The 13,135-nt window shown below is 59.7% G+C and carries 9 protein-coding genes; 5 read left to right on the top strand and 4 right to left on the bottom strand.

The features are described from left to right. Nucleotides 1-19: 19 nt before the first annotated feature. On the top strand, nucleotides 20-1,387 hold the full coding sequence (locus tag BLW66_RS17505; RefSeq protein WP_089949105.1) for an aminotransferase-like domain-containing protein: 1,368 nt from the start codon (nucleotides 20-22) through the stop codon (nucleotides 1,385-1,387). A 7-nt stretch (nucleotides 1,388-1,394) separates the two neighbouring features. On the opposite strand, the gene BLW66_RS17500 is transcribed toward BLW66_RS17505, so the two are convergent. Together BLW66_RS17500 and BLW66_RS17495 are read right to left on the bottom strand one after the other, a co-directional pair. After that, on the bottom strand, nucleotides 1,395-3,269 hold the full coding sequence (locus BLW66_RS17500) for a polysaccharide biosynthesis protein (RefSeq protein WP_089949102.1): 1,875 nt from the start codon (nucleotides 3,267-3,269) through the stop codon (nucleotides 1,395-1,397). A 280-nt stretch (nucleotides 3,270-3,549) separates the two neighbouring features. Next, a complete protein-coding gene (locus BLW66_RS17495; RefSeq protein ID WP_244508689.1) occupies nucleotides 3,550-4,326 on the bottom strand; it encodes a metallophosphoesterase family protein in 777 nt (258 codons plus the stop codon). A 181-nt stretch (nucleotides 4,327-4,507) separates the two neighbouring features. On the opposite strand from BLW66_RS17495, the gene BLW66_RS17490 reads away from it, so the two are divergent. Both BLW66_RS17490 and BLW66_RS17485 read left to right on the top strand, forming a co-directional pair. Next, the gene (locus BLW66_RS17490; RefSeq protein ID WP_342027832.1) at nucleotides 4,508-6,625 is read left to right on the top strand and encodes a GumC family protein; all 2,118 of its coding nucleotides are present in this window, start codon (nucleotides 4,508-4,510) and stop codon (nucleotides 6,623-6,625) included. A gap of 145 nt (nucleotides 6,626-6,770) precedes the next feature. Continuing rightward, nucleotides 6,771-8,123, top strand: a complete 1,353-nt coding sequence (locus BLW66_RS17485) for a polysaccharide biosynthesis/export family protein (RefSeq protein WP_089949099.1) — start codon at nucleotides 6,771-6,773, stop codon at nucleotides 8,121-8,123. Nucleotides 8,124-8,245: 122 nt separating this feature from the next. Here BLW66_RS17485 and BLW66_RS17480 read toward each other — a convergent pair whose 3' ends face one another. Then, nucleotides 8,246-8,935, bottom strand: coding sequence for a DnaA N-terminal domain-containing protein (locus BLW66_RS17480; protein WP_089949096.1), 690 nt, complete (start codon nucleotides 8,933-8,935; stop codon nucleotides 8,246-8,248). 519 nt (nucleotides 8,936-9,454) lie between these two features. On the opposite strand from BLW66_RS17480, the gene BLW66_RS17475 reads away from it, so the two are divergent. Further along, nucleotides 9,455-10,750, top strand: a complete 1,296-nt coding sequence (locus BLW66_RS17475) for an AAA family ATPase (protein WP_089949093.1) — start codon at nucleotides 9,455-9,457, stop codon at nucleotides 10,748-10,750. A 3-nt stretch (nucleotides 10,751-10,753) separates the two neighbouring features. Further along, entirely contained in the window at nucleotides 10,754-11,866 is a 1,113-nt protein-coding gene (locus BLW66_RS17470) for a ParB/RepB/Spo0J family partition protein (RefSeq protein ID WP_089949090.1), read from the top strand. Nucleotides 11,867-12,052: 186 nt separating this feature from the next. On the opposite strand, the gene BLW66_RS17465 is transcribed toward BLW66_RS17470, so the two are convergent. Then, entirely contained in the window at nucleotides 12,053-13,060 is a 1,008-nt protein-coding gene (locus BLW66_RS17465; RefSeq protein WP_089949087.1) for a tyrosine-type recombinase/integrase, read from the bottom strand. Between the last annotated feature and the right edge of the window lie 75 nt (nucleotides 13,061-13,135).

Here is a 13,135-nt window from a genome sequence, read left to right as displayed (position 1 = left end):
CACAGATGGGCCGCCCTTCATGAGCAAAACAGAATCCTTGGTCAGGCAGCTGGCCGACAGTATCGCGAACGGCAGCCTGTCGGCAGGGGACCGCCTGCCCTCCATCAGGATGGCCGCGCAGGATCACAATGTGTCGAAAAATACCATCGTGGAGGCATATGACAGGCTCGTCGCCCGTGGCCTTATCACCGCCCGCCAAGGATCGGGCTTTACCGTGGCCGCCCCCAGTCACGCCATCCGCGAAGACGACGCACCGCGCCATCTGGTCGAAGCTGTCGATAGCATCTCTCTGCTCCGTGCGCAGCTTGACCAGAATTACGCGGTCCGCATTGGTGACGGGCGACCGCCCGCCCTGTGGATGGCGGGCATCCCGCTGCGCAGTTTCCCAGAACCCAATGGCGACACCCCGAACGACACCTCCGGCTATGGCTCCCACATGGGCTACCACCCGCTGCGCGCGCTCATCGCAGCACAGCACAAAATGGATGGGATTGCCCTGCGCCCAGAACAGATCGTCACAACATTCGGCGCCAATCATGGTCTTGACCTTATCATCCGTCGCTACCTGAAACCGGGCGACACCGTTCTGGTGGATGATCCCGGATACTACCCGCTGTTCGCCAAGCTGCGGTTCTCCCAAGTGACATTCATCGGCGTGCCAAGGGGCCCCAATGGCCCCGATCTGGAGCAGTTACGGACGTTGGCCCAACTGCATCGCCCCAAGCTCTATTTCACACAATCGCTTGCCCAAAACCCCACCGGCACTTCTATGGATTTGGCCACGGCCCACGGCGTTCTTAAACAGGCCGAAATCGCTGACTTCTTGGTGGTGGACGACGACCCCTTCGTTGATCTCCCCAATCCAACCGGCGTCAGGCTCGCCGCCCTCGACGGGTTCGATCGCGTCATATTCGTAGGCACCTTTTCCAAGACGCTGTCCGCGTCATTCCGCACCGGCTATATCGCGGCGCATGCCAGCATCACCGATGAACTGGCCGAGCTGAAGATGATCACAACCGTGAACTCGTCGCGGTTTTCCGAGATGATCGTCGCCGAAATGATCCAAAGTCGCCGCTACGCCCGCCACCTCAAGAAACTGGCAGCGCGGCTGGCGCAGGCCGCACAAAAGCTGAAATCAGATCTGGCGACTTTGAACCTGCGCTGCAAAGTGGACCCGGGCCAAGGCTACTACGCATGGCTTGATCTACCCAAAGGCGTCAGCGACACCGATCTCGCAAAGAAGGCCGCTACCGAGGGCATATTCCTCGCCCCCTCAAGCTTCTTCATGGTCCACCCCTCCGACGCGCCCTCCGGCATGCGCCTCAACACCACCCGCACATCAGACCCCAGATTTCTGCGCTTCCTACAGCGGGAGTTGGGTGGGTAGGTTTAGGTTAGGAAACCTCTACCTGCTGCACATGATATCCATCGACCCTGCACTCAATCAGGCGGCGCAGGCGGTCTGTGTCGGCTTTGTCAATTGACCCTTCCAATTCTCGGATCATCGAGGCCACCTCTACTTGGCTTAGCATCGCCTCCTGCGCGCGGAGGATTTTTGCGTGCGGTGTGGGGAGCAGGCTGTCGTCGTCGATCAACAGCTCCTCGTAGAGTTTTTCGCCCGGACGCAGGCCCGTGACCTTGATCTCAATATCGCCGACGCCTGTAACCGGGTCTTTCACCTTGCGGCCTGACAAGGTGATCATACGCTCCGCGATGTCGACGATTTTTTGCGGCTCGCCCATGTCGAGCACAAAGACGTCGCTGCCCGTCGCATAGGCACCGGCCAAAAGAACCAGTCGGGCGGCCTCCGGAATGGTCATGAAGAACCGCGTCACATCCTTGTGGGTCACCGTCACTGGCCCGCCACGCGCGATTTGCTTTTGGAACAACGGCAAAACCGAGCCCGACGATCCAAGCACATTGCCGAAACGCACCATCGCAAACTTGGTGTCATGGTTGCGCGTTTGGGTGTCCTGCACGACAAGCTCCGCCATGCGTTTGGTCGCGCCCATGATGTTGGTGGGCCGGACGGCCTTGTCGGTGGAGACCAGAATAAACCGCTCCAGTTTCGCGGCAGCGGCGGCTTCGGCGACGACTTTCGTGCCCAGCACGTTATTACGTGCGCCCTCCAGCTCGTTTTCCTCAACCAGCGGCACATGTTTATAGGCGGCGGCGTGCAGAATAATCTCCACACCTTCTTCCGCGATAACCCCCGCGACGCGGGCTTTGTTCGTCACCGACCCCAAGCGCGCCACAACGGGAATGCCGGTCAGCTTCGCCTCCGCCTGCAATTCTTGGTCAATGGAATAGAGTTGGAATTCGCCCTGCTCGAACAAGATGATCCGCGCGGGGTTACAGTCCAGCAACTGACGGCACAGCTCCGACCCGATGGAGCCACCCGCACCCGTGACCATAACCACACGCCCAGCATAGGTCTTGGCAATTTCCGGCGTATCAAGGGCAACCTTGTCGCGGCCCAACAGCTGGTCCGGCGCGACGGTGCGCAGGCTTTCGACCAGACCCGCGCCCGACATTAATTCAACATAAGACGGCAGCACCCGCACTTCGACGTCATTTCCCGATAATGTCTGCAAAACCTCGTCGCGGCGTTCTTTGGTCATCGACGGGACTGCCAGCAGGATTTGCTCAATCCCGCGCGGGCCAATCAGGCTATCCAGTTTATCCGGCCCGTACACTCGCAATCCCGCCACGACCAAACCGTGCAAGTTAGGGTTGTCGTCCACGAAAAACATCGGGCGCGCCTCGGCCGCTTGGCGCAACGCCGCCGCCAGTTGGATGCCAGCGGCCCCTGCCCCGTAGATCGCCACGGCCTTGCGATTGCCGCCACGCTCCGCCAACCACCGCATCAGCCCCAAACCGCCCACACGGACAACCACCGCGAAGAGGCAAAAGAACAAACCTAATAGAACAGGCACCGACCTTGGGGCCGACAGGTTGAGCAGGTAGCTGACAATCATCGCGCTGCCCGCCAAGATCAAGGCGGCGACGCCGATATTAGACATGGAGTGCGTGTCAAACGCGTTCAGCTTGATCCGGTGCAACCGCAGCAGCCAGATAATCCCGCCGCCCCACAGTGTGATGACCACAAACAGGATTGAGCTTTCGCCAATCAGATCCCACGGCGTCGCGGTACCGTAGCGCAGCGCAAAAGCGCAATAGAGGCTGACCGGAATCAACAGCGTGTCAACCGTCATCAAAATAGCGCGCTTCGTGGCCCGCGATAGATTTTGTATACTATGGTTAGCCATTATTATGACCGATCAATAAAATGGAGAAAAAAATTATTCAACGCGGGTACAGTTAACAAATTACTAACTCGCGACGAAGATGTTTCTCCCCGACAGGCCATTCTTTGCCGCTATTTAGCTTTTCCATCCGAAACGCCCCCCCTCACCGAATACTCGTTACGCTCCCATAGAACCGTCTTGCCACTTAACCCGACAGGGGAATTTTGCAGCATTTGTGACGGCAACAGGTTTGTCGGCGTCCATTAATTACAATCGCGCCGCAGCTCAAGGCTTGCATCGATCACAAAAACCGGCACACCCCTTCGGTGATTGCTGCCGCCGTGAGTTGGCCTGTCCGAAAGGCACCCGTGTCGATCGCGATACGCTTATCGGTGATGTCCGGCGTTTTCACGATTGTATGGCCATGGATCACCCAAACCCCGTCTTCGCGCGGGGTACTCATGAAATCACGGTGCCCCCAAAGCAGCGTGCGGGCGTGCTGCTCTTTCGGGGCGCGGGCGGGGTTCATCGCCGCGTGAACGCACACCAGATTGCCGCTCTGCCATTGCAGCGGCAACGCCCGCAGCCACGCTTCCATCCCGTCGGGCAAAGCAGCCACCAGCGCGTCGGCGGCTTCGGTCATATCTTCCAACGGCGCTTTGGGGGAGACCTTGCCGATCCCGTAGCTCGCTAATGTCTCATTGCCGCCGTTGTTCAGCCAACGCCCGCCGCGCCCTGCCGGATCGTCGATAAAATCCAGCATCATGCGCTCGTGGTTTCCCATGAGGCAGGTCACCATCTCCGGCATCTTCTGTGCCATCTCGTAAAGCAGTGCCAAAACACCTGCGGAATCCGGCCCACGGTCCACATAGTCCCCCAGAAACACCAGATGCACTGGGGTATTATCGCGCCTACCGATATCCGTATCAATCCGCGCCAGCAGCGGGTCAATCAGATCGACACATCCATGAATGTCGCCAATCGCGTAAACCGCCTGCGCGGGCAGGAGCGATGTCGTATCAACGGGTGCGGCTTGCGGCTTGGAAGACGGGCGCAACGCGCGCAGGATATTTCGCACGACGGGTCCCCCTTGTTGCACGATACGATTTTACTCAAGACACTTCCGATAATAGGTATCCGCAGCCGTCGCAACAAGTCTGCGTGCTCGGGTGACCCAAGGGGCCATCAGTGTCGAGACTTGCGAAGCATGGCCAATTATGAGAAGGCTCCTCGGATTCCTAAAGGTTAAGATCACTGCTATGAGCGACATGTCCAACTCGAAAATCTCGTCACTTTCTGTGGCATCCCATGACGACGACGAGATCGATCTGACAGCGCTGCTTGGGACCATTTGGCGCGGCAAGATGCTGGTGATCATTGCTGCTGTGATCGGGCTTGTGTTGGGCATTATCTACGCCTTCTTCATGGCAACCCCTGTGTATACTTCCAGCGCGGTGGTGATGCTGGAAAGCCGTCAGGAGCAGGTCGTCGACTTGGAAAGCGTCATGACAGGCATTGGCGGTGATCAGGTCGCGATCAACACCGAGGTAGAGGTAATCCGCTCGCGTGGTCTTATCGAGAAACTGGTAAAACAGCTGAATTTGATGGAAGATCCGGAATTCAACACCAGCTTGCAATCCAAGCCGCTGCTGTCACCCGGTCGCTTGATCTCGGGCGTTAAAGGACTGTTCTCCAGCGCGGAAGGCCCGCAATCCAGCGAGCGGGAACTGTTGGACGCCACCATCGACAGGGTTCTTGATACAATCTCCGTATCCAACGTCCGCCAAAGCTATGTGTTCCGCATCACCGCCACGACGGAAAGCCCGCAGAAGTCCGCTGAAATCGCCAACACCCTGTCAGAACTCTACATCCTCGAGCAAATCGAGGTCAAATTCGACGCCACCGAGAAAGCCACCGAGTGGTTAACGGACCGCGTCGGCCAGCTGCAAATCGAGCTGGAAGAAGCCGTTACTGCGGTGAAAGAATTCAACGCCGGCACGGAGCTGATCAGCGCCGAAACGCTCGGGGGCCTGAACCGTCAGCTTAAAGAAACCCGCGACCGCCTGCGCGAAGCCACCGCCAGCCTTGCCGCAGCCGAACAACGGATTGCCGAGCTGAACGCCGCCCGCGCCGCTGGCGATATGCAGAAGATGGCCGATCTGGCCGCCGATAACACGCTAACGCAGCTGATTTTGCGCTCCGAAACGCCCGACCGCACCGTTTTTGAAGCCCGCTTTGACCAAGTTATCCAACGCGCAGAAGTTGATCTGGCCCGCATCAGCAATCAGATCACTGCGCTAGAAAACTCTATCGTCACCCAAGAAGGCCAGATTGAACGTCAGTCCGCCGACCTCGTGACCCTGCAACAGCTGGAACGTGAAGCCGAAGCCAACCGCCTGATCTACGAATACTTCCTGAACCGCCTGAAAGAGACGTCGATCCAGCAGGGCATCCAACAGGCCGACAGCCGCATCCTATCGCTCGCGGTCGTCCCGCTTACCCCCTCCGCTCCGCGTAAATCCATGGTCATGGCGCTGATGCTGATCCTCGGCCTCATGGTCGGCGTTGCCATCGTTGTTGGCCGCGAGATGGCGCAGAATACGTTCCGTTTGGGCGAAGATCTTGAGAACAAGACAGGCTACCCTGTTTTGGGCCAAATCCCGTCTATTCCCGCACGAAACCGCAGCAACGTGCTGAAATATCTGTCTGACAAACCGACGTCAGCCGCCGCCGAAGCCGTGCGCAACCTGCGCACATCGGTGCTGCTCTCGGACCTCGACAATCCGCCGCAGATCATCATGTCCACTTCCTCCGTACCGGGTGAAGGCAAAACCACCCAGTCGTTGGCCCTGACCCAAAACTTGGCCAAAATGGGCAAAAAGGTTCTGCTTATTGAAGGCGACATGCGCAAACGTGTGTTTGCCGAATACTTCGACCTGAAGGATCAAAACGGTCTGATGTCCGTGCTCTCCGGCGAAACCCCGTTTGATACGGCAGTGATCAAAGAGGCTAGCCTGCATGCTGATCTTTTGGTCGCCGAGAAGACCTCGACCAACCCCGCAGACGTCTATTCGTCAGAGCGCTTCCGCAACTTCCTCACCGAGTTGCGCGCCGAATACGACTACATCATCATCGACACGCCGCCGGTCCTCGCGGTCCCTGATGCGCGGGTGATCGGGCAGCACGTAGATGCGATCTTGTACACCGTTCGCTGGGACAGCACGTCGCAACGCCAAGTCCGCGACGGCATCCGCTCGTTCGAAGGCGTGAACCTCAAAATCTCCGGTTTGGTCCTTGGCCAGATCAGCGACAAGGGTATGAAACGCTACGGATATGGCGGCGGCTACGGCGATTACAGCTCCTACTACGACAACTGAGCCGCACCACCGGCGGCTTCCCGCCACTGCGACCCCCAAGTAACAAAACGCCTTCTTTTATGACGAAAGTGGGCCTCTGTCCTTGCATTCATGCCCATGTATTAACATAAGGTATGCAATCAAAAACGGGGCGCAGGGGCATTTCATGCTGAAACATATCGTAGTGGCTATGGCCTTGGGAACAGTGACAGGTTGCGGTGCGGCCTACATCTCCCCGAAAGTAACCGCCGAGGAAGGCAAGGTCCGCGTTGTACCGCTCACCGCGTCCTCCGTGCGGGCTGCCAATTCCAGCGCCTACACCCCAAAAGCGCTGCCCGCCGCGTTCTTCTCGAACGCAGGCAGCGGCAACGGCGTTCGCAGCTCTGGCACAGCACCCGTGGCGTCGCTGAACGCCCAAGATCGCCCAGCAAACATGGCAACCCGCCTGCCGCCGCCCGTCTCCCCGGGCGCGTATAAAATCGGCGTTGGTGACGTGTTGCTTTTGGCCACAAAAACCGGCGGCAGCACCGTTGAAGAACTCAGCGGGCTTCTGGCCGCGCAAAACGCCCGCCAAGGCTACACCGTGCAAGATGACGGCGCGATCGCGATCCCTGAAGTGGGCCGCGTTCAGGTCTCCGGCATGACGCTGGAAGAAGCCGACGCTTTACTGTTCCAACGTTTGGTGCAAAGCCAGATCGACCCGACATTCAGCTTGGAAATCTCCGCATTCAACTCCAAGCGCGTGTCCTTGGGCGGCGCCGTCGCCAGCCCGACCGTGGTTCCGATCACGCTGACCCCTCTGACACTTGACGCGGCACTCGCTGCGGCGGGCGGTGTTGACACCGAAGACTTGGATTACGCCTCCATTCGCATCTACCGCGACGGCAAACTCTACCAAATCCCGCTGAACGAGTATCTGGGCAACGCCAACGCGCAGAAAACCCGCCTTGTGGATGGCGACAGCATTTTCGTCGACACGGAATACCAGCTGAACAAGGCGCAAGCCTACTTCCAAGAGCAGATCACACTGGCCGAGTTCCGCCAGCAGTCGCGCGTACAGGCCCTTGCCGAATTGAACGCCGAGGTGAACCTGCGCCGTGCCGCGCTGGACGAAAGCCGCGATAACTTCCGCGCCCAGATCGAGCTGGAAGCCGTTGATCGCGATTACGTCTATCTCACCGGGGAAGTTGCCAAAAACGGCCGCTACGCCCTGCCCTTCGGCCGCAAAGCAACGCTCGCAGACGCGCTGTTCGAGAACGACGGCTTCCTCAACAAAGAGGCCAACCCACGCAAAATCTACATCCTGCGTGGCTCCCCAGAACCAGGCAATCCTGATCTGATCACCGCTTGGCACCTGGACGGCTCCGACGCGACCAACCTGATCTTAGCCACCAAGATGCAGATGCGCCCGAACGATGTAGTCTTCATCGCAGAGCAGCCGATCACCAAATGGAACCGCGCATTGTCGCAGTTCATCCCGTCCCTGCTTACCAGCGGCGCGGCATTGGCGACCAACTAGGCAACCAGCTAAGTTAAATGATTACAAAGGGTTCGCAGAAATGCGGGCCCTTTTTTGTGGCGCTTACAGCGGCCATTTAAGCCCCCTCAGCGTCACCCCGCCCCAAGGCACCATAGGGCCGTCTACTCCGTCACAAACACCTGTGTGATGCTGTCATCAACGCTACGGCACACATTCAGCAAACGCACCGTGAAATGGGACCGCACATAGGCCGCGTGGAACCGGCTGGGGGCCACAAGGGTCAGTCGCCCCCCTACCCTCTCGCCAGCGCGCAGACGGTGGAACCAGCTGCCGTAATTCGCCGCGTCCTCTTGGTGCAAAATAGCGCGCGCCAAATCCCACGCAGAGCCGCCACCTGCCTCCGGTGCGGGCACAGCACCGCGCACCGGCAGGGGCACCACCTCTGCGCCCTGCTCCGGCGCAGGCTCGCCTTTCATGCGGTGATCATAGTCGGGGCCAACCTTGGCCCAATCGTCGCGTGTGTCATCCAGCAGGCGCACAAAGTTAATGCTGTACTCCGACACCCTGCCCCGCGCGCCCTGCCGCTTGACCACCAGCCAGCCCATGCCGCGCAGTTTCGCCATCTCGCGCTTCACCGTGCGCTCGTCCACCGACCACATGCGCGCGATCTCGCGCTGGCCCACCGCCAACTCGTCGCGTTGCCAGTTATAGCGCGCGGTGATCAGCGTCAGCAGTCGAAGCACCAGCCGGTGATCGTGTTTGCCCCGCGCCAAAGCATAGGTGCCCAGTGCGGTGATAATATCGTATTTACGTGCGGCGGCCTGACGCCCCACAGCTTTCGGAGAATGCATGTCTGCCCTCGAAGTCGCATCAATCGTATTTGGAGAGATGCCTGCCTGCTCTGTGGATCTGTTGAACGATCCGGTCGTCGGGATTTGTATGAGGCAACGCCTTTCCCGATCTCAAGGTGATTTGCGTCCTAAACCCCGATTCTGTCAAGCCTTCGTTCAAATATTTCCAAACCCCAAACCTAAATCAAAAGATGAAAAAAGGTATCTAAGGTATAGGGGGCCATTCAGGCTGTCCCCTATTGACGCAGTTTTGTCCCCCAATATACGGCAGAACAGTCAAAGACGTCCCCCTATATTTTGTCGATCTGCGTAGGCTCGGACCCGTTTCACCGCCCGACAGAGAGAATCGCTGCATCGCCTTTATGTTAAAGGGCCCTGTGCCAGCGCGATGTTTCCGGTTTTTTTATAAATAGGGTTTTCAACGATAGCAAATTAGACGTAAATCAGGAAATAATCAGAAAAAGCGTTCTGAGCGGGGGGATGGTTCCCCGCGGGGAACCACACAGTTGGGATCGACACATGTTCAACCACTCCGATCTGGCCAGACTTCAGGCCCAATCGCTCAAGATGCAGGGCTTCATCCGCCAGCAGACCTACTCCCCCGAGATGGAGAAGACGCTCCGCCGGTTCTCTAGCTGGGAGGTCGCGGAGCTGATCTTCAAGATGAACCCCTCGACCTTGCGTGGTCGCCTCGCCGCGGACCCGTCCCTGCCCGAAGGCCTGGTAGAAGAAGACGGTCGTCAGCGCTGGTACACGCTGGAGGAAATCAACGAGCTGCGCCGCAAGATCAAAGTCAAAGGTCGCTCCCTGATGCCCAAGCGCCCCGCCGGTAAACGCGCCATCCGCGCGGCGATTGCCAACTTCAAAGGCGGCGCTGGCAAGTCCACCGTCGCGTTGCATTTTGCCCATGCCGCAGCCCTCGACGGCTACCGAGTGCTGTGCGTAGACTTCGACCCGCAAGCCACGCTCAGCCACTCCATGGGCCTGTCCGACGTGGCCGAGGAATTCACCGTCTGGGGCATCATGGCCCGCGACCTGATCCGCGAGACGGAGCGGATGAACAACGCGCCCGCCGGTGCGGAATCCGGCACCACCCTGCCCCGCCGCACCTTGCCCGCCGCCGTGACCGGAATGGGCCTAAGCGATCTGCGCGTGGCCGACTTCATCAAGCCGACAAGCTGGCCGTCGATTGATTTGGTGCCCTCCTGCGCCAATGCCGCCTTCGTGGAATTTGCCTCCGCGCAGTACCGCTACCTCAATCCGGAATGGTCGTTTTTCGCTGCCGTGTCGCGCTACCTTGATCAACTGCCGGACGACGCCTACGACATGATCATCTTCGACTGCCCGCCCGCCATCGGGTACCAGTCGATGAACGCGGTTTTCGCGTCCGACGTGCTCTACATCCCCTCCGGCCCCGGCTACTGGGAATACGATTCAACCACCAGTTTCATCGGCCAGCTGTCCGAGGCGCTGGAAGATTTGGGCCGCTTTAAGGGGCAGACACCCGGCAGCACCGGCGTCGATAAGGCGTTCCTTGATCTCAAGTTCTTGCTGACGCGGTTCGAGCCGAACAACGATTTGCACCGCGCGATGCAGTCAGCTTTTGGTCAGGTCTTTAAGTCACATGTTGCCGAGCATCCGATCGAGATGACCCGCGCGGTGGAGCAGTCCGGCCGCTTCCTGTCGTCCGTTTACGAGATTGATTACCGCCAGATGACGCGGGAGACATGGCGCCGCGCACGTGCGTCGTTTGATCGGGCTTACGAGGAATTCAGGGACACGCTGACGGATGCGTGGGACAAGGTGGAGGACTAATAGATGGTTAAGAAACGCAGCGTTTTCGACATCAACTTCGAGGCGGAGGATGCGCCGGAGGACGAGAGGTTCCCCGCGGGGAACCCTCCGCTGGAAACCAAGTCCTTCAATGTCCAAGGTCACCCCTTGCAAAACGAGGCCGCGCCGCAACGTCGTGGCCCGATGGCGAGCGCTATTTCCGAAGCCGCCGACGCGACGTCGGAGCGGGCTGGGGCCGAAGCTGCCATTCGTGCAGAGAATGACGCCTTGGCGCATGAGCATGTTCGGCTGAAGAAGATGGGCCTGATCACCGACCTGATCCCCACATCATCCGTCGTGATCACAAAGCTGACGCGGGACCGTTCCGCCAACGCAGACCCTGAATTGATGGAGCTAAAAGACTCTATTAAGGCGGTTGGGCTCTCTAACCCGATCCGCGTGGAGCAGACGGAAACAGGGTTTGAGCTGATCCAAGGCTTCCGCCGCTTGGCCGCATTCAAGGAGTTGGCGGAGGAAACAGGCGACGTGCGCTACACCAAGATCCCCGCCGCGCTGGTTCCCCGCGGGGAACCATTGGTCGATTTGTACCGCAAGATGGTGGACGAAAACCTCGTCCGAAAAGACATCTCTTTCGGTGAAATGGCGCGGCTCGCCATCTCCTATGCCCGCGACGAAGGCATGGATCCGGGCGATGCGGTGACGGTTTTATACGCCTCCGCGCTAAAGCAGAAGCGCAGCTACATCCGTCAATTCGCAAAAGTCTTGGATGTTCTGGGCGACGCGTTGCTCCATCCGGAGGCAATCCCACGCGCCTTGGGCATGGACCTCTACAAGCTGTTCGAAGCGGAGGAGGGGCGCGGGGCGCAAGTTGCGGAGACCCTCAAAGCGCTGGACGATCACGACCCCGCCTCAGAGGTCCGCGTGCTGCGCGAAGCCCTGTTGCCGCCCGAGGACGACACGCCGACCCCGCCCAAATCGGTGTCCAAAACATCGCTGCGTCTGGCGCGGCCAGAGGGCGAAGCGCGGGTGCTGGCACAGAACGGCAAGGTTGAGTTGCGCCTGCCGCGCGACTTCTCTGCGGTGAGCCGTGAAAAGCTGCAAAGCGCGGTTGAAGCCTTTTTGGCAAACTTGGACTGACCCACCGGTGGTTCCCCGCGGGGAACCACCTTGCCGCTTTTAGTTTGGCGGCCTTGGTTAACTTTCCCTTAAATCTATCATGACGCCACCGCTGAGGTTTGCGTGCTGCCGCACGCCCCGTTGCGGCTTTCTTCGCGAATGCGGGGTGATCTGCCGATGGTTCCCCGCGGGGAACCATCCCGTCGCCTACAGTCCTGCGGCCTTGGTCAAATTTACCCTAAATCTATCGCGACGCCGCTGATACCTTCGGGTCATTTCAGCGGAGGCATGGCCGAGTTGTTTCTGGATATAGCGCTCGTCCACCTCCGCGCTGGACGCCAGACCCGCGCGCAAACTGTGCCCCGAGAACAGCGCAAGACGTTCGCGCGGCGGCAGATCACTTCGGATGCCCGCATCAAGGACGGTCTGCTTGATCAGCCGCGCCACGTGCTTGTCGGACAATCGGCCGTCGAGCGCCCGCGTGGTGTCGCGGCTAACGCGCCGGAAGAGCGGGCCGAAGTCGATCTTGGCGAAGTGCAGCCATTGTTCCAGCGCGTGGACGGGGCAGGTGGCTTTTGTGGTCCCACGGCCAATCTCCACCTCGCGCCATCCGGTTTTGCCACGCAGAAACAGCACCGCACCCGCGTCTTCAATTTGCACCCAACCGCCGCTGTCCGATGTGTCGTCGCGCCCGCAGTCCAGCGCGACGATCTCGGACCGCCGCAACCCGCCTGCGTATCCGACGAGCAGAATTGCGCGGTCCCGCAGGCCACGCAGATCGTGGGACAGGGTGGCGATCATCGCGATTAAATCATCCGCCAACACGGCCTCTTTCTGGCGCGGCGGGCGGGCGTGTTGGCGGCGGATACCGGCGAGCACGGTCGCGATGTGGCGGTCCTTGCGGTCGAGCGTGAGGCCGCGTTGTTGGTACTGCCAGCCGATGCCGGAGAGGCGCCGCTCAATGGTGCTGACGCTGAGCGGAGGAGTGCCATCGTCAGGGGCCGCGCAATGGGCAATATAGAGCCCGACCAGCTCCGGCGACGGGGGCAGGGCAGGGACGCCGCGCATCCGGCACCATCTGCTGAAGTGCTTCCAATCCGCCTTATAGGCGCTGCTGGTGTTCCCCGCAGTTGCCTGCTCCGCGTAGTCACGCGCGGTCTCTGCCAGGCGCTCTAGCGGGCGGGAGTGGGCGGATATCGGCGTGTTTTCAGGCATGGCGCAGACGATATGCCCTCAAGTCCGATAATGCAATATTATTGGACGTAGCTAGAAACGACAGGGTGGGGCGGT

This window comes from Litoreibacter albidus (assembly GCF_900107015.1).
Lineage (GTDB): Bacteria > Pseudomonadota > Alphaproteobacteria > Rhodobacterales > Rhodobacteraceae > Litoreibacter > Litoreibacter albidus.
The sequence above is the reverse complement of the archived record's forward strand: the minus strand, read 5'-3'. Positions and strand labels throughout refer to the sequence as shown.